The sequence below is a fragment of the Sphingobacterium humi genome, assembly GCF_009768885.1.
In the GTDB taxonomy this organism is placed as follows: domain Bacteria; phylum Bacteroidota; class Bacteroidia; order Sphingobacteriales; family Sphingobacteriaceae; genus Sphingobacterium; species Sphingobacterium humi.
Map to the genome: position 1 here is coordinate 80,467 of NZ_WSQA01000004.1, position 23,619 is coordinate 104,085.

23 protein-coding genes are annotated in these 23,619 nt (G+C 42.2%); 6 read left to right on the forward strand and 17 right to left on the reverse strand.

Annotation, left to right across the window (positions count from 1 at the left end; translation table 11 throughout):
- Positions 1-10: 10 nt before the first annotated feature.
- The 3 genes from GQF63_RS06390 to GQF63_RS06400 all read right to left on the reverse strand — a co-directional run bounded on the left by GQF63_RS06390 (position 11) and on the right by GQF63_RS06400 (position 5,243).
- A complete protein-coding gene (locus tag GQF63_RS06390; RefSeq protein WP_160368390.1) occupies positions 11-2,983 on the reverse strand; it encodes a SusC/RagA family TonB-linked outer membrane protein in 2,973 nt (990 codons plus the stop codon).
- 198 nt (positions 2,984-3,181) lie between these two features.
- A complete protein-coding gene (locus GQF63_RS06395) occupies positions 3,182-4,780 on the reverse strand; it encodes a DUF6377 domain-containing protein (RefSeq protein ID WP_160368391.1) in 1,599 nt (532 codons plus the stop codon).
- Between the two features lie 55 nt (positions 4,781-4,835).
- Positions 4,836-5,243 carry an RNA-binding S4 domain-containing protein gene (locus GQF63_RS06400; RefSeq protein WP_160368392.1) on the reverse strand — a complete coding sequence of 136 codons (408 nt, stop codon included), beginning with the start codon at positions 5,241-5,243 and terminating at the stop codon, positions 4,836-4,838.
- Between the two features lie 102 nt (positions 5,244-5,345).
- Here GQF63_RS06400 and GQF63_RS06405 point away from each other — a divergent pair, with 102 nt between their 5' ends.
- The 5 genes from GQF63_RS06405 to brnQ all read left to right on the forward strand — a co-directional run bounded on the left by GQF63_RS06405 (position 5,346) and on the right by brnQ (position 9,458).
- Positions 5,346-6,170, forward strand: coding sequence for a 2,3,4,5-tetrahydropyridine-2,6-dicarboxylate N-succinyltransferase (locus tag GQF63_RS06405; protein ID WP_212592482.1), 825 nt, complete (start codon positions 5,346-5,348; stop codon positions 6,168-6,170).
- Between the two features lie 15 nt (positions 6,171-6,185).
- Positions 6,186-6,764, forward strand: a complete 579-nt coding sequence (locus GQF63_RS06410) for an L-threonylcarbamoyladenylate synthase (RefSeq protein ID WP_160368393.1) — start codon at positions 6,186-6,188, stop codon at positions 6,762-6,764.
- Position 6,765: 1 nt separating this feature from the next.
- On the forward strand, positions 6,766-7,245 hold the full coding sequence (locus tag GQF63_RS06415; protein ID WP_160368394.1) for a DUF4920 domain-containing protein: 480 nt from the start codon (positions 6,766-6,768) through the stop codon (positions 7,243-7,245).
- 67 nt (positions 7,246-7,312) lie between these two features.
- Positions 7,313-8,152 carry a dihydropteroate synthase gene (gene folP, locus GQF63_RS06420; protein ID WP_160368395.1) on the forward strand — a complete coding sequence of 280 codons (840 nt, stop codon included), beginning with the start codon at positions 7,313-7,315 and terminating at the stop codon, positions 8,150-8,152.
- 13 nt (positions 8,153-8,165) lie between these two features.
- Positions 8,166-9,458, forward strand: coding sequence for a branched-chain amino acid transport system II carrier protein (gene brnQ, locus GQF63_RS06425; protein ID WP_212592483.1), 1,293 nt, complete (start codon positions 8,166-8,168; stop codon positions 9,456-9,458).
- 241 nt (positions 9,459-9,699) lie between these two features.
- Here the strand turns inward: brnQ and metG are convergent, their stop codons facing one another.
- Positions 9,700-11,766: a methionine--tRNA ligase gene (metG, locus tag GQF63_RS06430; protein ID WP_160368396.1), complete on the reverse strand. Its 2,067-nt coding sequence runs from the start codon at positions 11,764-11,766 to the stop codon at positions 9,700-9,702.
- Between the two features lie 147 nt (positions 11,767-11,913).
- Here metG and GQF63_RS06435 point away from each other — a divergent pair, with 147 nt between their 5' ends.
- Entirely contained in the window at positions 11,914-12,309 is a 396-nt protein-coding gene (locus GQF63_RS06435; RefSeq protein WP_160368397.1) for a DoxX family protein, read from the forward strand.
- Positions 12,310-12,365: 56 nt separating this feature from the next.
- Here GQF63_RS06435 and GQF63_RS06440 read toward each other — a convergent pair whose 3' ends face one another.
- From GQF63_RS06440 to GQF63_RS06500, 13 genes are all read right to left on the reverse strand, one after another.
- On the reverse strand, positions 12,366-12,827 hold the full coding sequence (locus GQF63_RS06440) for an ABC transporter ATPase (protein ID WP_160368398.1): 462 nt from the start codon (positions 12,825-12,827) through the stop codon (positions 12,366-12,368).
- Positions 12,828-12,842: 15 nt separating this feature from the next.
- Positions 12,843-13,385 (reverse strand): DUF420 domain-containing protein, encoded by a 543-nt coding sequence (locus GQF63_RS06445; protein ID WP_160368399.1) that lies wholly within the window; start codon positions 13,383-13,385, stop codon positions 12,843-12,845.
- A gap of 1 nt (position 13,386) precedes the next feature.
- Positions 13,387-14,013 carry an SCO family protein gene (locus tag GQF63_RS06450; protein WP_246163359.1) on the reverse strand — a complete coding sequence of 209 codons (627 nt, stop codon included), beginning with the start codon at positions 14,011-14,013 and terminating at the stop codon, positions 13,387-13,389.
- 105 nt (positions 14,014-14,118) lie between these two features.
- On the reverse strand, positions 14,119-14,496 hold the full coding sequence (locus tag GQF63_RS06455; RefSeq protein ID WP_160368401.1) for a cytochrome C oxidase subunit IV family protein: 378 nt from the start codon (positions 14,494-14,496) through the stop codon (positions 14,119-14,121).
- Between the two features lie 34 nt (positions 14,497-14,530).
- Positions 14,531-15,268 carry a cytochrome c oxidase subunit 3 gene (locus tag GQF63_RS06460; protein WP_160368402.1) on the reverse strand — a complete coding sequence of 246 codons (738 nt, stop codon included), beginning with the start codon at positions 15,266-15,268 and terminating at the stop codon, positions 14,531-14,533.
- Positions 15,269-15,277: 9 nt separating this feature from the next.
- Positions 15,278-15,880 carry a cytochrome c oxidase subunit 3 gene (locus tag GQF63_RS06465; RefSeq protein ID WP_160368403.1) on the reverse strand — a complete coding sequence of 201 codons (603 nt, stop codon included), beginning with the start codon at positions 15,878-15,880 and terminating at the stop codon, positions 15,278-15,280.
- 6 nt (positions 15,881-15,886) lie between these two features.
- Positions 15,887-16,792 (reverse strand): heme o synthase, encoded by a 906-nt coding sequence (gene cyoE, locus GQF63_RS06470; RefSeq protein ID WP_160368404.1) that lies wholly within the window; start codon positions 16,790-16,792, stop codon positions 15,887-15,889.
- A gap of 15 nt (positions 16,793-16,807) precedes the next feature.
- Positions 16,808-17,872, reverse strand: coding sequence for a COX15/CtaA family protein (locus GQF63_RS06475; RefSeq protein WP_160368405.1), 1,065 nt, complete (start codon positions 17,870-17,872; stop codon positions 16,808-16,810).
- A 53-nt stretch (positions 17,873-17,925) separates the two neighbouring features.
- Positions 17,926-19,797, reverse strand: coding sequence for a cytochrome c oxidase subunit I (locus GQF63_RS06480; protein ID WP_160368406.1), 1,872 nt, complete (start codon positions 19,795-19,797; stop codon positions 17,926-17,928).
- 24 nt (positions 19,798-19,821) lie between these two features.
- Positions 19,822-21,159, reverse strand: coding sequence for a cytochrome c oxidase subunit II (locus GQF63_RS06485; RefSeq protein WP_160368407.1), 1,338 nt, complete (start codon positions 21,157-21,159; stop codon positions 19,822-19,824).
- A gap of 41 nt (positions 21,160-21,200) precedes the next feature.
- Positions 21,201-22,436 carry a polysulfide reductase NrfD family protein gene (locus GQF63_RS06490; RefSeq protein WP_160368408.1) on the reverse strand — a complete coding sequence of 412 codons (1,236 nt, stop codon included), beginning with the start codon at positions 22,434-22,436 and terminating at the stop codon, positions 21,201-21,203.
- A gap of 19 nt (positions 22,437-22,455) precedes the next feature.
- Positions 22,456-23,106: a c-type cytochrome gene (locus GQF63_RS06495; protein WP_160368409.1), complete on the reverse strand. Its 651-nt coding sequence runs from the start codon at positions 23,104-23,106 to the stop codon at positions 22,456-22,458.
- Positions 23,078-23,614, reverse strand: coding sequence for a DUF3341 domain-containing protein (locus GQF63_RS06500; RefSeq protein WP_160368410.1), 537 nt, complete (start codon positions 23,612-23,614; stop codon positions 23,078-23,080). Before GQF63_RS06500 ends, GQF63_RS06495 begins: the two co-directional genes overlap by 29 nt.
- Positions 23,615-23,619: the final 5 nt, after the last annotated feature.

Sequence of the window (23,619 nt, forward strand, 5' to 3'; positions counted from 1 at the left end):
CTTTTAAAAATTAAAACTCAAGATTTATACCCAACACGAAGGATTTAGTCTGTGGATAGGTACCCCAGTCAATGCCTTGCAATTCCCCACTGTTACCATATTGGTTCACTTCCGGGTCAAATCCCTTGTATTTCGTCAAGGTCAATAAGTTTGTTGCTGAGATAAAGGGTTGCAGACGATTCACGCCCCATTTGCTGAGGATATTGCCTTTGATATTATAGGAAAGGGAAATATTCTTCAGGCGCAGGTAAGAGCCATCTTCCACAAAATAGGTGGAGTTCTTCATATCGAAGTTTGCTTTTGGCACTTCGGTATGTTGTCCGGGCACTCTCCAGCGTTGCAATACGCGGGTGGATTGGTTCATCCCATTATACATCCCTTCGGTTTCCATCCGGGAGGCGTTGAAGATATCATTGCCTTGCGAACCTTGGATAAAGACGCTTAAGTTAAAGCCTTGGTATGACAGGTCATTGGTCATCCCGTAGGTAAACTTAGGATTCGGATCGCCAATGAAGGTACGGTCGGACGTGGAAAGTACCCCATCTTCATTGCTATCGCGATACATCAGCTCGCCCGTTTCTGGATTTACCCCATCACTGATATAGCCAAAGAAGCTACCCATTGGACGGCCAGGTGTATTCCTTACCACATTCGCATTGACAAAGTCTACCGTTTTTCCGGCATCATAGATCTGTTGCATGTCCAGGTGCTCCAAGCGGTTTTTGTTGAAAGAGATGTTGAAGGTGGTACTCCATTTAAAGTCGTTGACTAAGTTTTTGCTATTCACATTGACTTCGAAACCTCGGTTACTCATTTCGCCTTCATTCCGACGAATAGAGGAAGCCTGTGCCGCGCCTTCAGGTAATGACACATACATCAACATGTCTTTGGTGTATTTATAGTAATAGTCTAAGTTTACCGTCAAGCGTTGATTGAAGCCTGTAAAATCGACCCCTACGTTCGTTTGCGTGGTGGTTTCCCATTTCAAATCTTTGGTCCGTAAGTTTCCGGCAGAAACAACCGGCAGGGCATTGTCCTGGTTGTTTTGGAACCATTCAATCCGACGGATATTATACAGCTGTAAGTAGGAATAATCCCCGATTCCGGATTGGTTTCCTGTTTTACCCCAACCTCCACGGATTTTCAAGTCGTTCAGCCATGGAACATCGCTCAGGAACTCCTCAGACGATAAACGCCAAGCTGCCGAGATGGATGGAAACATAGACCAGCGGTTTTCAGGGCTCAATTTAGAAGAGCCATCGGCACGAAGATTCGCCGTCACTAAGTATTTGCTATCGAAATTATAGGCTAAACGGCCAAAATATGACATGATAGCCCAATCGGATGCTCCTGAGCCTGTACCATTCCAGGAGATTTTATTGGCGGCATTCAAGGTTTGAATCAAGTCGTTGCGGAAGTGGGAGGCATTGATGTAGTTGTTTTCATACTTCGAGCCTGTCCAAGAAGAACCTAGCATGGCTTCGAAATTGTGTAAACCTACCGATTTGTTATAGTTTAATACATTATCGAAGGTTAACACGGTATTGGTGTTTCGGGCATCGTAGGCCATCCCAAAATTCTGACGTCCCCATGAGGTAGAAATAGGGTCTAAGAATTGAGAATTGAACCCGTTTCTACGGTCTAAAGCGAAGGTTGTTTTGAAGTTTAACTCGGGCAAGAAGAAAATGGTTGCACTTCCTGCAGCAAGAATACGGCTTTCGCGGTCTTTATTGTTTTTGCTACGGGCCATGTTTTCCAGCGGGCTGGTGACATTGTTGATACCGTAGAAGTTATTGTAATAGTGTTCAGGCTCGAAGGGATCCCAAATTGGCGCATAGGTTGGGGTATTGATGGTCGATAAGACCACACCGCCCCGGTTGGAGCCTAATCCTTCGGTCACACCATTTCTATTGTTGTCGGAATAGGAAATATTCGCATTGATTTTCAACCAATCGCGCACCTTGTTATCGATGTTTGCGCGGAAGTTATAGCGTTTGAAGAAGGCCGTGTTGATGACCCCTTTTTCGTTCATATAGCCGCCGGACAGGTAATACTTCAACTTCTCTGTCCCGTCAGATACCGAAGCCTGGTAAGATTGGGTTACACCGTTGCGGAACGTTTCATCGAACCAATTGGTTTGATCAGTCAGGTTATCGGGAAGCTCAACCAAGCCTATTTCTTTCTGTAGATCGATGTATTGCGCGGTATTTAGGGGTTCAATGCTGTTGGTCACGCGGTTTTGGGTAGCCAACATATTGAAGGTGACTTTAGCATTGCCAGCCATCCCCTGCTTGGTGGTGATGAGCACTACACCATTGGCAGCTCTAGAACCGTAAATAGCGGCCGAGGAAGCATCTTTTAGCACTTGCATGTCGGTAATATCCGATGGTGCTAAGAAGTTGATATTGTCTACAGGAATACCATCCACCACATACAGTGGGTCGTTACTGCCGTTGAACGAAGTTGTTCCACGGATACGAATGGCTGTCCCTCCCCCCGGGGAACCACTTGGCTGCATTACGGTTACCCCGGCTGCACGGCCTTGCATGGCTTGGGCAGCATTGACAATAGGGCGTTCATTCAAATCATCCAGGGATACCGAGGAGATGGCGGTTGTGACATCCTTGCGTTTAACGGATCCATACCCGATAACCACGACATCCTCCAGTGCATTGGTGGCGGAGCTGAGGTTGATAATCATCTCACCAGATTGGGCGATGACCTCTGTACTGTTGTATCCCAAGTAGGATACCCGCAGTCTAGCGTTTGCCGGCACATCGGCCAGGACGAATTGTCCTTGGGTATCAGTGGAAGCTTTGGCTTCAGCACCGATAACGGAAACCGTGGCACCTGCTATGCCCTCATGCGTAGCAGCATCTAACACCTTCCCTTGAATCCGCATGTTTGCTTGACCATAAGCCAAGCTCAACAAAGAAAACAAGAATAGGCATAGACCTAATGTGACTTTTGTAAAAAGCTTCATACGATTTATCATAGTTTATAGGTGAATAAAATAACTTAGGTAGAGTTCCCTCCAATACAAATTTACTTAGCCTTGAATGGAGTTTATCCGGTTTTTAGTGTGTTAAGGCAAAAAAGTAACTTCAACAAGCATAAATACCGCTATCACACAGCGATTTAAGCATATTTCAGCATCAATAAAAGTAACCCTTTTTCAGGGTTAAACATGCAGATTTCCGATACTTTTTATGTTTTCTTCAAAGTTGTCTTTGGATCCTACTACTTTATTACGAACCTTAACGCGGTAGTTATACACCGTACGGAGGGAGTAGCGCAGGAAGCGCGCAATTTTTGTGGAGTCGGAAATACCCAAGCGAATCAGCGCAAAAATACGAAGCTCGGAATTGAGTAATTCATCTGGTTTGAGGACTATCCTTTCTTCTTCTTTCAACAACTTATTGAAGTCTTGGATGAAAGTAGGATATAGATTGAGGAAGATGATATCGAAGTGATGATAGAGATCTTCCAGTTCCGTTTTAATATAATCTTGGGATTTTAGTTCCCGGTTTAACTCATCATAGTGTTTGTTTGCCAATTTCTTGAGGATGCCTTTTCGACTGGAGTCCAACTTATCAATATAAGAAGAACAGATTTCGAAGAATTGCGCCATATACTCCTCCTTAATGTGATTGGCCTCTTGCAGGTCTTTATTAGTCGTCAGCAATTCATCATTCAAGCTATACAGGGTCTCATTGACCGTTTTCAGGTCTTTTCGCACCACTTTAAGCCGCTTCATTTGTTGGTAAACAATGATAAAAACAATCAATAGCAAAAGGCTTAAGACCGAGATGACGTAGAGATAGGTTTTGAGTTCGTTTTTCCGTTGCGACTCCTTTTCCTGAAAGGCGGAATTGATAATAGGATAAAAGGAGGAGTTTTCCACTGTTCTGAAGCGAACATTACAGAATATCGCATCCTCCATGGCCTTTTGGATAAAGATATAAGCCATATCGATATTGTCCTTTTCAAAATAGGCCAGCGCCAGACTTTGCAGGGAGGCATTTTCCCGAATGCTGTTTTTGATATCGGTGATTGCTGATATTCCGAAATAGTATATCTGATTATCCAGGTCGTTTCGTTGCTTATAGATCAAGCCTATTAAATAGGCGACAACAGCACGTTCGCGTTGATTTTCTTTCAACTCCCCCAGCAATTGTTTCAGTTCCTTTTCGGCTTCTTCTTCCTGATTGCGGAAGAGCTTTTTTGTGGCGATGTTGATGCGGTAGGCCAAGGACTCTTTTGGTAACACCTGAATCAAGGAATCGCGGTAATGTTCGCTCAGGCCGAAGTACGCCGCATAATTGGAGCTTTGCCCGTAATGGGAATAGAAGTCGGAATAACTTTGGTAATAATCTATCAGCTGCTGATTATTCAATTCCGATCGAGGAATGGACTTCAGCATATCATTAGACTCGATAAACCTCCCGGCATAAGAATACAATCCGGCAAGTAAGATGGAGGATTCCAGGATCAGCGGCTTGTCATTCAACTGCTGGGCAATTTGCTGATTTAATGTAATGTAGCGTATAGCCGAATCGATTTGATAGGTTTCGAAAGCCTTAAACAAGGCTTTTTGAATCTGGTAGGTTTCTTGGGGGCTATGTGCGTGCTGTAATTGTACTTTTAAGCGATTTATACGACTTACTTTTTCCTTTTCGTAGGTCAGTTTGTGACTCAGCGTTTTATACAGCTCACGCTCGATGGAATCTACTCTATGCTTGAGGTTGTTGGTTTGAGATTGGGCTTGGCATGTAGGCATAGCTATGCCCATGCACATAAGGGTACATAAGATAAAAAATGCGAAGGCAAGTTTGTTACTCTTCATTTTCTGTATCCCACCAATCCGTTTTGAGGTCATCGATTTCCCGGCGATCCTTCTTCGTTGGGCGTCCTGTTCCTCGATCACGCTTTAAAATAGGTGCATGGAAGGCGGATTTAAAGCCATAGGTTTCTTCCACCGGTGTTTGATCTTCATAAAACTGCACGGCTGTTTTAGCATCAACACGGCGTTCCAAGAGGCCGGTCACGAAAATAACCTTCCGTTCAATCCCTTTTTGCACGGTAAATGTTTCACCAACTTTCACGACATAAGAAGGTTTTACATTTTGCCCATTGAGCTTCACACGACCTGCTTTACAGGCTTCTGTTGCCAAACTACGGGTCTTAAAAATGCGAATAGCCCATAAGTACTTGTCAATCCTCAGTTTTTCTGCTTCTGCCATGCCACAAAAATATGGATATCTTCTTAATTTTAGCCCTTTAGTGACCTAGTTATCAACAAAATTTTCCATATTTGTGATTTAAAAATTTAGTGTATAGAACTTATGATAGACTGCAGCATTCTTAAAAAACTTGTTGAAGAAGCTTGGGAAAACAGACAATTATTAGAATATAAAGAATATTACGAAGCGGTTGAATTTACCATTCAACACCTGGATAAAGGAGAGCTTCGTGTGGCTGAACCGATGGGTGAAACCTGGTTTGTGAATGACTGGATTAAGAAAGCCGTTATTCTTTACTTCCCAATCCGTAACATGGAGGTAATCAAAAACGAGCCTTTCGTGTATCATGATAAGATGAAGCTTAAAACCAATTACAAAGAATTAGGCGTTCGTGTTGTTCCTGGTGCTTCCGCTCGTTACGGTGCTTTCTTAGCCAAAGGGGTTATTATGATGCCCTCCTATGTAAACATCGGTGCTTATGTAGATGAAGGTACCATGGTCGATACTTGGGCAACAGTAGGATCATGTGCGCAAATTGGTAAAAATGTGCACTTAAGCGGTGGTGTTGGTATTGGAGGTGTACTTGAACCTGTTCAAGCGGCTCCGGTTATTATCGAAGACAACGTATTCGTGGGTTCTCGTGCAATTGTCGTAGAAGGAATTCGCGTAGAAGAAGAGGCAGTATTGGGTGCAAACGTGGTATTGACGGCTTCGACAAAAATTATTGATGTATCAGGTCCTGAGCCTAAAGAATACAAAGGTTATGTTCCTGCGCGCTCGGTGGTTATTCCAGGTTCTTATACCAAGAAATTCCCAGCAGGGGAATATCAAGTACCTTGTGCCTTGATCATCGGTCAACGCAAGGCCTCAACAGACAAGAAAACGTCTTTAAATGATGCTTTACGTGAGCATAACGTTGCTGTATAGCGGTTTATTAAAGACATGAAAGCGTATTACGATAAGGAAGATCTTAAACAAGCCCTAGACACGCTGAAAGCGGGTGGGGTGATCCTCTATCCGACGGATACCATTTGGGGATTAGGCTGTGATGCCACCAATCCGGAAGCTGTGGAGAAGATTTATGCCATTAAGGGACGCGATAAGGGCAAGAGCTTAATTGTATTATTGGAAAACGACTACCAATTGGAAGGCTATGTGCAGGAAGTACCCGAAGTGGCTTACCAACTGATTGAAGTAGCAGATAAGCCCCTGACGATTATCTATTCGCAAGCGAAAAACTTGGCGGCGAATGTGGTTGCAGAGGATGGTAGTATCGGGATCCGGATTGTAAAACATCCGTTCTGTGAGGAGTTGATCAAGCGTTTTCGGAAACCTATTGTTTCTACTTCGGCGAACATCTCCGGAGAAGCGACGGCACAAAACTTCGCTGAAGTGAGCGAGGCCATAAAGGAAGCTGTAGATTATGTTGTACAATATGGTCAAGATGATGTTGGAAAGCATCAGGCATCTAGCATTATGAAACTTGACCCCAGTGGAAAGTTTGAATTTATTAGAAAATAAGATGAAGCATTTAATCACATTATTAGTAGCTCTATTTGCCTGCTTCACGGTAAGCCAGGCACAGAGTCCGATTGCTCCTGCAAAGGCCGGAGTAAATTACGGCAAGAAAATAAATAAAACAGGTGCTGTTTCTGTTCAAAAACTAGCCTCTTCCTTTGATAATAATAAAGCCTTCAATGGAAAGATTGAAGGTGAAGTAATCGAAGTGTGTAAGAAAAAAGGCTGTTTCTTACTCTTGAAAAGAGAAGGTGAGCAGGATCCTATTATGGTTCGCTTTACAGACTATGCCTATTTCGTACCGCAAGACCTTGTTGGAAAGACAGTCGTTGTAGAAGGGAAAGCCAAGGTAAAAGAAACGACGGTAGAATGGCAGAAGCATTATGCCGAAGATAGGGGCAAAAGCAAGGAAGAAATTGCTAAAATCAATAAGCCCAAGCAAGAGATATCCGTCGTAGCCGACGGGGTTCTTGTTGTAAAATAAAAGAACAATGCTAAAATAAGGCTGTAAATAACATTTGCAGCCTTATTTTATTCTAAATAACGCTGCTATGTCTGTTTTTAAAACGAACCCTACCCAAAGCATCAACTTAAAGGGTAAGTTGATGAGTTTTGAGAAACCCAGGATCATGGGCATTCTAAACTTGACGCCCGACAGCTTTTTTGATGGTGGAAAATATACCGACCAAGGGGCTGCAATAGCACATGCAGCGCAGCTCTTATCCGATGGTGCAGATATTATTGATATCGGCGCCTACTCTACCCGTCCGGGGGCACAGGAGATTGATGCCCAAGAGGAAATTCGTCGAGCAGTACCTTTAATTGAAGCGATCCGTCAAGAATTTCCCGAGGCGATACTGTCAATTGATACATTCCGTGCAGAGGTTGCTGCAGCTTGTATTCAGGCTGGTGCTCATATGATAAATGATGTATCCGGCGGCACCTTAGATTCGCTGATGTTTGAAACTGTCGCAGATTTACAAGTTCCCTATATTCTGATGCATATGCGGGGCACCCCCAAGACCATGCAAAGCCTGACCGACTATGAAGACCTAGTCAATGATGTTGCCTATTTCTTGGGCGAGCGTATTGCGCAGCTTCGAAGCCTAGGCGTTAAAGATATTATTCTGGACCCTGGCTATGGTTTTGCAAAAACCATCGAGCAGAATTACGAATTATTATTACGGGTAAATGAACTACATTATCTGGGATTCCCTATCTTAGGGGGCATTTCCCGGAAGTCAATGATTTATAAAAAGATTCATAGCAGTCCGGACCAAGTATTAGCAGGAACAACCGCCTTAAACACCTTACTTTTGGAACGTGGCGTGCAACTATTGCGCGTGCATGATGTGAAAGAAGCGAGGCAATTGGTGGATTTATTTTATTAACATAACCCATATTTTGAAGAAGACAAGAGATATTATTACCATTGGATTTGCATTATTCGCTATGTTTTTTGGGGCCGGCAACCTCCTTTTACCACCCTTTATCGGATTACAAGTAGGAGACCATGTATGGGTTACCATCCTGGCTTTCGGGCTTACCGGCATTATGCTCCCCTTCTTTGGTATTTTATCCATAGTCAACTCTGGCGACAGCTTCAATGATTTGGGAAGCCGGGTGAATAAAACCATTGCTCCTGTTTTAGGCAGTGTCATCATGCTTTGCATTGGCCCCATGATCGCCATTCCCCGAACAGCAGCAACCACCTTTGAGGTCGGTATCTTACCGAATTTCCCAGGTTCTAATCCGGTATGGACTTCCATCGCTTTCTTTGGCCTGACTTGGCTATTGACGATATCGCCATCCAAAGTGGTGGATATTATTGGTAATGTCCTGACACCGGTATTGCTAGTCCTGCTATTGGGCTTGATAGGAATCGGTATTTTTAACCCGATTGCCGATTATAGTGGAGAGTCCTTAAATGCAGGAGAGTCCTTTACGCTAGGCTTTACAGAGGGCTACCAAACCCTGGATGTATTGGCTTCTGTAATCTTTGCCGGTATAATTATCGCTGCGGCCCGAACAAAAGGCTACAGTACCATGAAAGCGAAGAATCAGGTCGTCATTGCTGCAGGTCTACTCGCGGCCATCTGTTTGTTTTTAATCTACGGCGGCTTAATACAATTAGGAGCGACATCAGGAATCCATGATCTCGCAATCAAACGATCGGAATTATTGATCCACATTTCGAAAGCTATCCTCGGGCATTATGGCATGATTGCTATCGCCTTAAGTATCGCGCTGGCCTGTTTAACGACGGCCATTGCCTTAACTTCTGCCGTAGGGACATTCTTCTCGCAGTTGACCAAGCAAAAGCTCTCGTATCAAGTATTAGTGACAGCCTGTTGCGTGGTATCTTGTTTACTCTCGATTACGGGTGTAGATAATATCATCAGCTTTGCCTATCCAATTTTGATTTTTGTATACCCTATTGTCATCACATTAGTCCTTTACATTGTGCTTTTCGGAGCCTTCGTAAAACATAAACTGCCTTATGTGGGAGCACTCATTGCATCTAGCATTATTGCTGGTTTGAACCTCTGCAAATATTTAGGTGTCTTGCATGCCGATAGCTTAGCGATTTTGAACAAGATTCCTTTCTTCGCTTACGAGCTTGGCTGGGTGGTTCCCTCCTTTATTTTCTTTTTGATATTCCTAGCAATCGATAAAGCGCTGGAGAAAAAGAGCTAATCGTATTTCATAAAAAAATCCTGAAGCGGGGAGCTTCAGGATTTTACCAAACCAATTATTAACCTAAATTATGAAATTTTTACTCTTATTACTTTTGCTTTATATACTAAACGCAATTCATATGCCTTTCGTGTCAGCAGGATTTGGAATTAACAAATTTTAACAGAAGTTTACGGCATTTTACAAAAAAACGGGGCAATCTTATCGATTACCCCGTTTTTGTATGGTTCTTAGTTAAAGCTTAGCGAATACCACTGCCTACAGAAATATCGCTGTCAGGTCTCACGAAGTCTAATCGACCGTCAGCATCTTCTGCCATCAAGATCATCCCTTGCGATTGGATTCCTTTGATTTCACGAGGTTCTAAGTTCACCAAGATCGACACTTGTTTTCCTACGATTTCCTCTGGAGTAAAGTATTCTGCAATACCAGATACAACGGTACGTTTATCGATGCCTGTATCAATGGTTAGCTTTAATAGTTTTTTCGTTTTGGCTACCTTTTCTGCCGTTAAGATTCTTCCTACGCGGATATCCATTTTCACAAAGTCATCGAAGCTTACGTTAGCCTTTTGCTCAGGTTTCGGCGCAGCCAAGGCATTTGCTGCTTTCGCTTGAACCAATTTATTCAATTGGAATTCCACTTGCTCATCGGTTATTTTTTCAAATAACAATTGTGTCTCGCCTAAGGTATGGCCTGATGCTAAAAGATCTGCGCTGCCAGCACTTGCCCAATCTGTTTGTGCGAAGTTTAGCATTTCGAAGATCTTACGGCTGGTAAATGGTAAGAAAGGTTGTCCCATTACAGCTAGGTTAGCCACGATTTGCGAAGCTACGAAAAGAACGGTTTTCACGCGTTCTTCATCCGTTTTGATGACTTTCCAAGGCTCCTCATCGGCTAAGTATTTATTTCCTAAGCGGGCGGCATTCATAAAATGTGCTAATGCCTCACGGAAGCGGTACTGCGATAAAGATTGTTTGATTAAGTCCGGGAATCCAGCTAGTTCTTTTAACACTTCCTGATCGGCATCCGTTAAAGGAGATCCTAACAACACCTGCCCATCGAAGTATTTATGGGATAATACCATCACCCGGTTAATAAAGTTACCAAGGATAGCGACCAATTCATTATTTACACGAGCTTGGAAATCCTTCCAAGTAAACTCACTATCGGAAGTTTCCGGCAAGATGGAAGTCAACATATAGCGCAATTCGTCTTGTTTACCTGGGAATTCCTGTAAGTATTCATGCAACCAAACCGCATGGTTTCTGGAAGTAGATAATTTATCGCCTTCTAAATTCAAGAACTCATTGGCCGGCACGTTTTCAGGAAGAATATATTCTCCATGGGCATGCAAAATCGCCGGGAAGATAATGCAGTGGAATACGATATTGTCTTTTCCGATAAAATGGATCAGCGTAGCATCGTCTTCCGGATTCGCCTGCTTTTTCCAGTAGCTTTCCCAGTTCTTTCCTTCATCGATGGCCCATTGCTTGGTTGCAGAAATATAACCAATAGGCGCATCTAGCCATACATATAGTTTTTTACCTTCAGCTTCGGCAAGTGGCACATCTACGCCCCAATCTAAATCGCGGGTCATAGAACGTGGCTGTAATCCTGATTTCAACCAAGATTGACACTGCCCGAATACGTTAGATTTCAATACATTCTTCTTGCCTTCGATTAACCATTGCTCTAACCAAGGTTGGTATTTATCCAAAGGCAGGTACCAGTGTTTGGTTTCCTTCAAAACCGGAGTTTTACCACTTAAGGTAGACTTTGGATTGATTAAATCCGTTGGGTTTAAGGAAGTACCACATTTCTCACACTGATCGCCATAGGCGCCTTCATTTTGACAATGCGGACAAGTACCTACGATATAACGGTCGGCAAGGAATTGATGATATTCCTCGTCGTAATATTGTTCTGAAAAGCGCTCGATAAACTCTCCCTTTTCATATAGGTTCAAGAAGAATTCTTGCGACAGCTCATGATGGATAGGCTCCGAGGTACGGTGGTAAATATTAAAGGATATACCGAAGTCCTCGAAACTCTCTTTGATTTGCTTGTTGTATTTATCGATGATTTCCTTTGGCGTTACGCCTTCTTTCTTGGCTTTAATGGTAATGGCAGCACCATGTTCATCAGAGCCACATACATAAACTACATCCTTATTATTTAAGCGTAGGAAGCGTACGAAGATATCGCCGGGAATATAAGCACCTGCAAGGTGCCCAATATGTAAAGGGCCATTGGCATAAGGCAAGGCCGAAGTAATGGTATAGCGTTGTTTACTAAAAATATCCAATTTGATTCGACAATTAAGATGAAAACTAAACTCGTATGTAAGGCACAAAGATACAGCAAAATGTACTATTCTAATACTAATACTACGGAATACCTCACAAAATTTTCCTATATTGGAAATCACATTAACCAGAACACAAACGAAAACATGCGAAATTCAAAAACTGATATCGGCCTCCTTCTTATTCGAGTGGTGGTTGGTATAACTATGATTGCTTTTCATGGTATTCCCAAGCTGATGGGCGGTGTTGAGGGCTGGACGGCCATTGGGAAATCAATGCAAAATATCGGGATTAACTTTCTTCCCGCGGTATGGGGCTTCTCGGCTGGATTTACAGAAACAGTAGCTTCCTTCTTATTGATAATCGGCTTATGGAGTCGGCCTGCCTCTTGGCTATTGGCTTTCACCATGCTAATCGCTATGATTATGCACCTGAGCAAAGGGGATGGACTATCCGGGGCATCTCATGCCATCGAGTTGATGGCCATTTACATTGCATTTGCTTTAATGGGGCCGGGGCGCTTAAGCGTAGACAAGAAATAAAAGAAGATCCGCATCGATATGATGCGGATCTTCTTTTATTTCTTAAATAGCGTATATTATTTCTTAAACACCGAAGCGTGCCAGCTGTCTTTCAATGGCACTTCCCATTTCGAGCTTAGCTCATCGGCAGATTGAATCAAGTTATTGAATACGATGGTATTTTCATCGATCTCCCCTTCTTTATACAGAGCATCGAATACATCCCGGGAAACCAATTGAATATTGCCTTCAGCATCGCGGTAAGCAATAAGCATGCGATTGAATAAATCAATCTGCAAGTCAGCTTCTAGCTGCTTTAACAGGTGAACGGATTTATCAATAGAGCAACCTGTAGCTTGTGCTAACGATTCATCAACGGTTAACACAACAAAGAGGTTATGTTTTATCTCTGCCGTACCGGCCAACTGGCTACCATGAGCAGTCCATTCGGCAATAAAGCTTTTCAAGCGTTCCTGCGCCTGTTGCAGCTCCGGTTGAGTAAAAAAGCGGTCAGCTTGGTATATCCAAATCTTTTTCATGTGTATCCCTTTCTATTAATGGGTATAATAAGGTGAAATCATCAGGTAAACAATAACCCCTGTAACTGCCACATACAACCACATAGGGTAAGTTATGCGGGCTAGTTTTTTATGGCGTTCATAGGCTCCTGCAATTCCTCTCACAAAGGTAAACAATACAAAAGGGATAATAATCACCGATAAAATGATATGAGTGATTAGAATAAAGAAATAAACCGTACGGATCATCCCTTCACCACCATAGGAGGTCGATTCAGAAGTCATGTGGTAGGCCACATACATCACAAGAAACAAGCTGGAACAAACCATGCACAGCTTAATCAAATTCTCGTGCAGTTTTGCATTACCACGTTTTATGGCCGCTACAGCAACAACTAGCAACACGGCCGTAAGCCCATTGATGGTCGCATAGATGGGTGGTAAAAAGCCTAAAGGCTCCACATCAAACCCCATACGTTTCAAGTTGATACCAAATAAAGCAGCAACTGCAATCGGAATAATAATAGATAGGGTCCAGATTATTCCTTTATACTTCTTTTCTTCTTCAGTCATTCCCATATTACTTCTTCTCTACTTTTAAGGGTCTGTTTCTAATTTCTTCTACAAGTTGTACTTTAATTTCATCTTCCAGTCTACCCGTTTCCGTTTTTAAACTGATATCATAAATCCCCCGGATACGGCGTTTAGAATCCAACAAGACGAAGTTACTTCCGATAATATACTTACTGGAGTCGTTTGCATCTTCCATGCCTTCAATCAACAATTGCTTGCGTGCATAGTCCAAAATGTCTACGGCCGGTTTTTCACAGATAAACCAATTAGGATTTCCAAGTTTAGCATAAGGCTCCATCACCTGATCCAATTGTGCAGACTTGTCTGTAGGATCAACACTGATGGAATACAGCCTCACTTTCGGATTTTCCTTAAAGCGTTCAGCTATGCTGCTTAAATCATGAATCAGCTGTCTGGAAAGGGCAGAATCGCGCGAATAGAACAAATGAACAACAGACACGACGGTATCTGATTGCAAAAAGGGAACCTGCTCCCCTTTTCGGTCCACAAGGCCTAAAGGTTCTACCAGATGGAAAACCGTATCGGGTATTTCGCGCCCCATAACACGGTTCATTTTACCGGAGAGGCTCTTTTCGCCGAACACAGGCAAACGCACATATTCGTTTGAGCCCATGTTGTTAACCAGTATATATAAAAATCCTGGCACAAAAAGTACAAGTGCCAGGATTATTAATTTTGATATGTTCTTCGAACGAGTATGTTTACTCATTACAAAATCTTATTTATGAGGGAACAAAGGTTGGTGAGTCATTGCTCCGTGTAAAAAGTCACCTTCTACTAATAATAGAATGATAAAGTAAATGATGAATAGGAATACAACGCTACAACATACTATAAAACTAGATTTCTCAAATTTCAAGTGCATGAAGAAAGCAACGATGTAGAATGCTTTTACTAGGGTTAAAATAATATAGATTACATTAACTAATGTTCCTTTTTGCAAGATACCCCAGTGATGCACAAATCCTAATGCGATTAAGAACTCTAGTGCTGTTAATGCCAATAAGACAAAGAATACAGACCAGATACGTTTTTTATCCATTCCTTCGCCATGTGCGTGGGCATCATGTGCTGCGATATGATCGTGATTGCTCATTATTTTCTCGTGATAAATAGTTTAGACCAAAAAATTAGATTAAATAGAAGAAGGTAAATACGAATACCCATACCAAGTCAACAAAGTGCCAGTAAAGACCTACTTTTTCAACCATTAAGTATGTTCCTCTTCTTTCGAAGGTATTGTTCAAGGTCATCGACAATACAATAATGTTCAATAAGATACCGATGGATACGTGGAATCCGTGGAAACCCGTAATGGTAAAGAACAAGTTAGAGAATTGTAATGCCGCAGTATAAGAAATCTCTTTCGTAAAATACGGTTGTAGTGCATTGACAATGGCGTCGGTATCTGTTAATCCCGTTGCTGGGTTACGACCGAACCAGAAGCCTTGGTGGTGCAAGTGGCTCCACTCGATAGCCTGACAGCCGATGAAACATAAACCTCCTAAGATGGTCCATAGCATCCATTTCACGACCTCATGTTTCGAGTTTCGATGACCTGCTTCTACGGCTAATACCATCGTTACGGATGACATGATTAAGATGAAAGTCATGATACCTACGAAAACCAAAGGCTGACCGGATTCTGCAATTCCAGGGATAGATTGGAATACTTTATCGGCATCAATCCATGATGGCTGCGCAAATTTCTGAGCACCATAATAAATCAAGAATGCAGAGAATGTAAATGCATCTGATACCAAGAAAAACCACATCATGATCTTTCCGTACTCTAAGTTCCAAGGAGATTTTCCTCCGCCCCAAGGTCCGTCTTTTACCTTATCCAATTGCGATACTGTTGTACTCATTGTTTAGTGTTATTGATTCAAAAGTAAGAAAACATAAATATAAATCCATAATAGATCTAGAAAATGCCAGAAAATGGCGGCAATTTCCATCCGGAATAGGTTGTCGCTAGGTGCGATGTTGCGGGCTGCCCCGATAAAACAACGCACTAAAACCAATACGCCGGCAATAATATGTGCCAGGTGTAAGCCTGTAAACACATAGATAAACGATTGTGAAGCGTTTGAATTCACGAAGGTAATTCCTCTTTCAAACAATACCGACCAGGCATTCACTTGTAAAAAGAAAAACACAACGCCCAATACAATGGTAATCAGCAGGAACATCTTTTGTTTTCCAGTCTGATTCGCCTTCACAGCGTTATAGGCTAGGTGCATCGTAATACTACTTAACACGATAGCCGCGGTACTATAGATAAACGCATAGGGAAGGATAGTTTTTATTCCTTTATCAACTCCACTAGCCGTATATACAATAAAACCACTTGATAGCGCAGCAAACATCATGAACATACCGATCATGCCTAGCCACAAGTTAAACTTCTTGGCTTTTCTTGATTTTAGTTCATCCTCGTTTCTTAGCTCTGCATTATTCATGGTTAATTTTAACTCCATTTATATTTAAAAAGGTTTAAAATCTAATAATAAAACCAATTGCGTGATTGGCAAATAAGCGAAGGAAGTAAACATTATTTTCTTCGCGGTACTAATTTCCATTTTTTGTAAATGTTGGTAGCCATACCAGGCAAACATCAACGCACCGATTAAAGATACTCCGGTAAAGATCCATCCGCCAAATCCATAATACATTGGCAAAAACCCTACTGGGATCATCAATACGGCAGAGATAAATAACATCCACGCCGATAGTTTATCTCTTCTTGTTGTTGGCAACAAGCGAAAGCCTGCGCGCTTGTAGTCATCATCAGCAACCCATGCGATGGCCCAGAAGTGTGGAAACTGCCAGAAAAACTGAATGGCAAACAACACCAAAGGGGTGATGACAATGGCTTTCTCACTCACTGCGGCATAGGCCAATCCGAATCCAGCCGATTCAAAGGCCGCATAATAACCAATCAGTGGTGGCAAGGCTCCTGGAATCGCTCCTACCCAAACGGCAATAGGCGATTTCTGCTTTAATGGCGTATACACGAAGGCATAAAGGAAAATGGAGAACACCGAAATTAAACCGGCAATAAAATTTAAGTTCACCAATACCAAGGTCCCGGCAATACCCATAAAAACACTTAATACCAAGGCTTGTCCATTTGTCATTCTTCCAGCAGGAAGTGGTCGGTCTTTCGTGCGCTCCATCAATTTATCCAAATCACGTTCAATGATTTCGTTAAATCCATTCGCGGCACCTGTCACCAGAAAACCTCCTAGGGTTAACAAAGCCCAATTAAACCAGATAATATCTCCTTGTTGGGTCGCACCAATTAAAAAAGAAATGGAGGCTGAAAAAACTACAGTTAATGTAAGTCTTAACTTGACAAGTTTGTTAAAATCTGAAATAAATTCCTTCATAATCAAAATATTTCCCTAAACAGCGGGGGCTAATGTCTCCTTAGGTTTTGTCACCAGTAACATCAAGTAATACTGGGCACCAAAGAATAATGTCGCTACCACTAAATGAACCGTTTGTGCAACGGCGGGAACATGAAACCTTGCTAATATAATCCCTGACAACATCTGTATACAAACCAAAGCAAAGGCGATTAAGGCGAAGCGGTACTGCTGCGAAGCTTTTACATAAACCGACTTGGTCTTCACGAAAAGATAAGCGGTAAGTGCAAAAGTGATATAAGCTAAGATACGGTGAATGTGATAATTCAATCCGACAGCATCAATCCAGGTATTCCTTTCCGTTCCTAATGCATTTAAATGATCTATTGCTTCCCGAACCTCTGTACCATAAACCACCTGAATAACCAGCAGCACAATAGAAATAACCGAAAGCACAAATATGCTACGATCTGAACTATTGCTCTTTAATATAGATTTATCCCGATAGGTTACAGCCATGAAATACGTATGAATACTGATACATACAATCACGATGGCTAACAACATATGGATGGTGATCACCCATGGTGTCAGATTCGTCGATACCACAATAGAGCCTAACCAGGCTTGTATAACTACGACAATAAGATTAAGAACGCTCCATATTGCTATGGCTTTTTTCTTTTTCCAATAGGTTAAAGAATAGATCGCTGAAAACAATAAACAGAATCCAGACAATACCCCGAATAAACGGTTTACATATTCTGTCCAGGTCTTCGCGGCATTAAATTCTTCATGCTCGAGAATGGTCTCATCATGACGAATTTGATCTGCTAAATGGCTATAACCAAAGAATTCAATCATATTGGCAAAGCGCATGTTCTTTTTCACGCGTCCTTCCACATAGAGTTTCTCATAGCCCTCGGGCAATTGAGACGCATCCGTAGGTGGAATGATACGGTTAAAGCATTTCGGCCAGTCCGGGCAGCCCATTCCTGAGCCTGTACTCCGTACTACACCGCCTGCAGTAATCACTAAGAAAAGAACGAAGATCGTAATCTTGTTAATGCGAATAAATCGCTTTTCAGCTGATGGGAACATCAATATCCCTCCCTTTACTAAACATATCGTATAAAAGAGAGGTAGGTTTGACCCTACCCTTCTGTTTCTCTATTATGCTCTTTGTCATAAACACGTTGAGCAGCAATTCCGTATTCATTGCCTTCCCAGTCATGAATCAAGTTTGAACTCATGGTTTGCGAGTGCGGCACGGTTTGAGGAATAAAGTCAGCGTCATGACCTGGCTTACTGTAGTCATATGGCCAACGGTAAACCGAAGGAATTTCTCCTGGCCAGTTTCCGTGGATATGTTCTACAGGTGTAGTCCATTCTAACGTGTTGGAGTTCCAAGGGTTTTGTGGCGCACGTTTTCCACACCAAATAGATGCGAAGAAGTTCCACAAGAAAGCGATCTGACCTACAGCCGAAACAATTGCAGCCCAAGTAACTAGAATATTTACAGAAACCCATTTCTCCATGAAAGGGAATTCCGTGAATGCGTAGTAACGACGTGGCACCCCATCAATACCCATAAAGTGCATTGGGAAGAATACCAAGTAAGCGCCGATGAAAGTTAACCAGAAGTGGAAGTAACCCAAACGCTCATCCATCATACGACCGAACATTTTCGGATACCAGTGGTAAACCCCACTAAGCATACCAAAGATAGACGCCGAACCCATTACCAAGTGGAAGTGAGCAACAACGAAGTAGGTATCGTGTAAGTTGATGTCTAAGGCAGCATTACCTAAGTATAATCCAGTTAAACCACCTGATACGAAGAAGGAAACCATACCAATGGCAAACATCATCGCTGGCGTGAAACGGATGTTACCGCGCCATAAGGTAGCAATATAGTTAAAGGCTTTTACCGCTGATGGAACCGCAATAATCAAGGTCGTAATCATGAACACCCCTCCTAAGAAAGGACTCATACCCGTTACGAACATGTGGTGACCCCAAACGATGAAAGACAATACCGTAATACCTACTAAAGAGTAAACCATCGCGTGGTAACCGAAGATAGGTTTACGAGAGTTCGTAGAGATAACCTCCGATGTTAAACCTAAAGCTGGCATTACTACGATGTATACCTCTGGGTGACCTAAGAACCAGAATAAGTGTTGGAATAAGATTGGAGAACCACCTTCGTTAGGAAGGATTGTACCACCAACAACTAGATCTGATAAATAGAAGGATGTACCTACAGAACGGTCAAAGAATAATAATACAACAGCAGATACTAATACCGGGAATGATAATAGACCTACGATAGCCGTTAAGAAGAACGCCCAAATTGTTAATGGCATTTTCCAAAGCTCCATACCTTTCGTACGCATGTTTAATACGGTACTGATGTAGTTCACACCACCTAATACCTGCGAAGCAATAAACAAGGCCATGGAGATCAACCATAAGGTCATTCCTAATCCAGAACCTGGAATTGCCGTCGGTACAGCGGATAATGGAGGGTAGATTGTCCATCCTGCTGATGCTGGTCCACTTTCTACGAAGAAAGAAGCAACCATAATCACACAAGCAGTAAAGAAGAACCAGTAAGAAAGCATGTTCATCAATGGCGATGCCATATCACGTGCTCCTAATTGGTAAGGGATTAATAAGTTACTGAATGTACCTGATAAACCAGCCGTTAATACGAAGAATACCATCATCGTACCGTGGATAGTTACCAAGGATAAGAAAAAGTCTGGTCGGATACGACCGCCTTCAGCCCACTTGCCTAAGAAAACCTCCAAGATTGGAAATTCAGCATCAGGCCATGCAAGTTGAATACGGAATAAGATCGACAAAAGCATGGCAAAAACTGCCATCACAATACCTGTGATCAAAAATTGCTTAGCAATCATCTTGTGATCCTGGCTGAAGACATACTTCGTCAGGAACGTTTCATGATGGTGATCATGACCGTGATGAGCTGCGTCGTGCGATATAACTGTAGTTGACATATTCTATTATAATTCTCTGTTCAATTAATTTAATGAAGCTGCAATACGTGTTTCTTTAACGGTATTATCCGCGTTCTGAGCGAACTCTTTCTGCAAATCTTCGGTAAAGAATTTCGCTTGTTTGCTTAACCATTCTTTGTATTCAGCTTCAGTAACAACGATAACTTTCTTCTTCATGTTATAGTGGCTACTTCCACAGATTTTCGCACATAGCATATAGAAGTCATAAGCAGGGTCGTTTTGACGGTCGCGCATTTCTTCTGTAGTTACCGTAGGTGTGAATTGGAAATAGTTGGTCATACCTGGTACCGCGTTAATTTGAACACGGAAATCAGGAATATAGAAAGAGTGAATAATATCTTTTGACATGATGTGGAAACGTACCGATTTGTTTACCGGAATTACGATCTCATCACCTTTAATATCATCCCATGCAGATTTATCATTAAAATCGATACCATAAGAGTTGGTCGGCGTCGTCAATTTGTAATTACGTTTACCAATTACGCCATCAGTTCCTGGGTAACGAATAGTCCATTGGAACTGCTCGCCTAATACTTCAATCTGTAGAGCTGATTTTTTCAAATCCTCAGGAATATTCGTAATGGATCTCCAAGTGAAGAAACCGAATAATACCAAGATCGTTAATACAACAGCTGGAACGATGGTCCACAAACGCTCGATAGCGTCATTGTGTGGGTAGTAATAAGCTGTACGCTTCGCACGCATTCTATAGATGAAACTGAAAGTTAACAATAGAATATGTACCAATACCAATACGATGGTGATAATAATCGTCGTAATGATAAACATGCGGTCAATATCTTTACCGTGTTCTGTTGCTGCCGGGCGCCATGACCATGCTCCCCATACCGCGTATGAGTAATAAGTAAAGGCTAAGAAAGCAATTAAGAACACAAATAATAAGGCCGCTTGTAGCGTGTTGTTTGCTAATGGATTGTATTTACCACTTACGCGCTTAGTTAAGGCGTAGATGGAATGTACTTTACCAATAACGGCAACAACCGTACAGATAACCAGTAATACAAGGATATAATACAACAGGTTTTTGTATACCTGTGGATCAATTTTCTTTTCTTCTTTCGGAGCGGCAGCTACAGTGCTTGCTGTAGATGAACTGCTTGATGCAGCAGCTACTGTTGCCGAATCTGCTGCAGGAGCAGCGGCAGAATCCACAGCGGCAGCAGCCGAGTCTGCTGGTGCAGCAGCCGTTTGCTCAACTTGTGTGCTGTCAGCTACCGTATCCTGCATGGAGGCCAATGCAGGCATGGCCAACATCAGGTTGATCGCTAATAAGCCTCCAAATAAGGACTTGAATCTGTTATTTAATTTGAACTTCATTTCTTATAAGACGTTTGAACGTAATTTCGACTTAATCTCTATTATATTTGATGATGTAAACTTTCATCAAGGAATGGATGGTGTTTCGCAGCTAACGGATGCTTACTTAATTTCGACATCACCAAGAAGGTAAACAAGCCCACAAATCCAATAGCCGTACAGATCTCAATATATCCGAATCCACGGTGAGATTCAACGGTTCCTGGCATAATCATGATGTAGTAATCTAACCAGTGTCCTAATAACAATAAGATAGCAACAAATAACATCATGCCGTTCTTACGTTTCGCATCTCTGTCAACTAATAATAATAGAGGCGCTACAAAGTTAATAATAATGCTTAACCAAAACCAAGGCTTGTATTCAGGTTCCCAACGTTTGTAGAAATAAACCGTTTCTTCCGGAATGTTTGAATACCAAATCAACATAAACTGTGCAAACCAAACGTAAGCCCAGAAGATCGAGAAACCAAACATTAACTTTCCTAAGTCGTGTAAGTGGTTTTCATTAACCCAAGCCATATAACCAGCTTTCTTCACCAAGATCAAGATGATCGCGATAGCCGAAAGACCAGAAACCCACATGGCTGCAAAGTTGTACCAGCCGAACATGGTCGAGAACCAGTGTGCCTCAAGAGACATGATGGTATCGAATGACCAAATTGGTGTGGTAAATCCGAAGATTACTAAGAATATAGCGGATAATTTAAAGCTCTTTTTGTAAGAGGTTAAGCCACCTGCTAAATCTTCATTGTACGATAATTTAGCTAAGATGAACGCAAAGATACTGTAGCTTCCCATGAACAAGATCTGACGGATCAAAAATCCTGGTACATTTAAGAAGGCTGCTTTTCCAGCAACTAAAGCATCGTAATTCGGGCTGTTCGGATCAGTTAACCCATCTGCATGCCAGTGATGGTACAGATTGTGTGTGGTTAATCCTAAGCCTACAATAACTAATAATAAAATTGAAGCAATCGGCAATACGCTAGCCATAGCCTGTGGAATACGTAGTAAACCAGCAGACCAACCCGATTGAGTAACCATCTGTAAGGCGACGAAGAAGGCTCCGGCAGCACATACACAGGTGAAATAATACCCCATCAATAATAAATTGGCATATGTACGCTCAACCATAATATGGTCACTGGAAAGTAAGCCCATTGCAATTGCGGCAATTCCGACAACGATAGCAACCAAGCTCAACACCTTCGCGATGCCGGCAAATTGAAATTGCTCGCTGAAATTATAATTGTGATGATGATTGTGAGTTCCCATTTATAATATCGATGTTAGATTATTTTTTTTGTAATTCATGAACGTACATTACCACTTGCCAACGCTCTTCCGGAGTCAACTGGGAAGCATGTGCTCCCATCGAGTTATATCCGTAAGTGATGGTATGGTAAATTTTTCCATCGGTTAACTCAGACATTTTACCACCACGGGATGACGGTACACCCGCAGATTGGTGATAAGATGGCGGCGGAGGGAAGTTTTCTAAAGCTCTGGTGCCACGAGAATCCGTTACAGAACGGTCTTTCGTAATCGGCCCATCACCTGCTCCATCTTTACCATGACATACTGCACAGTAGGTCAAGAATAAAGTTTCTCCATGCGCCAAATTCGCCTTGTCAACGATTAATGGATTTTTAACTTCAACACCTGCACGCTCGTAATCTTCCACCGTATTGGCATATTCGAAACGCTCAAATCCGAGTGGGGTAGTGCCAGCTGGCGGAAGTTGCGCAGTTTTTTTATCCTTAAAATTATCATTTGGCTGATCCGGGTTAAAAGCAATCGGATCATACATATTTCGCGAGAATTCTAAACCTGTACTGCGTGTCGTTCCATCTCCGCAGGCAGAAACTACCGCCGCTAAAGCAGCAGCTACACATACAGTTCCAAGAAAATTCTTCTTATTCATAGCTAACATATTTTCTTTCATTGTATTTAACTTCTACTGCACCTGCTTCTTTCAATAGCGTATCGATTAACGCATGGTCAGTATTTTCACGAGCATCAATTGCGATAATAAAACGATCATCGGTCGCACGTAAGTCCATCACCCGTGGAGCACGGCCTGGGAATAAGTGGTTCCGGTAAAAGAAGGTAGCAACCATACCCAATGCACATAACAAGATCGTCACCTCGAAGGTTACTGGAACAAAGTTAGGCAATGGTAAAGAAGGTTTACCCCCAATATTCATCGGCCAATCGTAAGCCATCGTATAGAACAACAAGGCAAATCCCAAGGTGGTACCCAATGCGCCAAAAATAAAAGCAGCAATGGGTAAACGAGATGGCTTTACACCTAACTTAGCCTCGATGCCGTGGATAGGCATAGGTGTGAAACAATCGAAAATGCTAATGTTATTTGCTTGCAACTTGTCAATCCCGTGCATCATTTCATCAGGATCCGCAAAACTTCCTAGTATATATTTTGTATTGCTCATTGCTA

Coding starts and splice junctions, on each gene's coding strand:
- GQF63_RS06390 (WP_160368390.1), bottom strand. CDS start 2,983: ATGAAGCTTTTTACAAAAGTCACATTAGGTCTATGCCTATTCTTGTTT.
- GQF63_RS06395 (WP_160368391.1), bottom strand. CDS start 4,780: ATGCCTACATGCCAAGCCCAATCTCAAACCAACAACCTCAAGCATAGA.
- GQF63_RS06400 (WP_160368392.1), bottom strand. CDS start 5,243: ATGGCAGAAGCAGAAAAACTGAGGATTGACAAGTACTTATGGGCTATT.
- GQF63_RS06405 (WP_212592482.1), top strand. CDS start 5,346: ATGATAGACTGCAGCATTCTTAAAAAACTTGTTGAAGAAGCTTGGGAA.
- GQF63_RS06410 (WP_160368393.1), top strand. CDS start 6,186: ATGAAAGCGTATTACGATAAGGAAGATCTTAAACAAGCCCTAGACACG.
- GQF63_RS06415 (WP_160368394.1), top strand. CDS start 6,766: ATGAAGCATTTAATCACATTATTAGTAGCTCTATTTGCCTGCTTCACG.
- folP (WP_160368395.1), top strand. CDS start 7,313: ATGTCTGTTTTTAAAACGAACCCTACCCAAAGCATCAACTTAAAGGGT.
- GQF63_RS06435 (WP_160368397.1), top strand. CDS start 11,914: ATGCGAAATTCAAAAACTGATATCGGCCTCCTTCTTATTCGAGTGGTG.
- GQF63_RS06440 (WP_160368398.1), bottom strand. CDS start 12,827: ATGAAAAAGATTTGGATATACCAAGCTGACCGCTTTTTTACTCAACCG.
- GQF63_RS06445 (WP_160368399.1), bottom strand. CDS start 13,385: ATGGGAATGACTGAAGAAGAAAAGAAGTATAAAGGAATAATCTGGACC.
- GQF63_RS06450 (WP_246163359.1), bottom strand. CDS start 14,013: ATGGGCTCAAACGAATATGTGCGTTTGCCTGTGTTCGGCGAAAAGAGC.
- GQF63_RS06455 (WP_160368401.1), bottom strand. CDS start 14,496: ATGAGCAATCACGATCATATCGCAGCACATGATGCCCACGCACATGGC.
- GQF63_RS06460 (WP_160368402.1), bottom strand. CDS start 15,268: ATGAGTACAACAGTATCGCAATTGGATAAGGTAAAAGACGGACCTTGG.
- GQF63_RS06465 (WP_160368403.1), bottom strand. CDS start 15,880: ATGGAGTTAAAATTAACCATGAATAATGCAGAGCTAAGAAACGAGGAT.
- cyoE (WP_160368404.1), bottom strand. CDS start 16,792: ATGAAGGAATTTATTTCAGATTTTAACAAACTTGTCAAGTTAAGACTT.
- GQF63_RS06475 (WP_160368405.1), bottom strand. CDS start 17,872: ATGTTCCCATCAGCTGAAAAGCGATTTATTCGCATTAACAAGATTACG.
- GQF63_RS06480 (WP_160368406.1), bottom strand. CDS start 19,797: ATGTCAACTACAGTTATATCGCACGACGCAGCTCATCACGGTCATGAT.
- GQF63_RS06485 (WP_160368407.1), bottom strand. CDS start 21,159: ATGAAGTTCAAATTAAATAACAGATTCAAGTCCTTATTTGGAGGCTTA.
- GQF63_RS06490 (WP_160368408.1), bottom strand. CDS start 22,436: ATGGGAACTCACAATCATCATCACAATTATAATTTCAGCGAGCAATTT.
- GQF63_RS06495 (WP_160368409.1), bottom strand. CDS start 23,106: ATGAAAGAAAATATGTTAGCTATGAATAAGAAGAATTTTCTTGGAACT.
- GQF63_RS06500 (WP_160368410.1), bottom strand. CDS start 23,614: ATGAGCAATACAAAATATATACTAGGAAGTTTTGCGGATCCTGATGAA.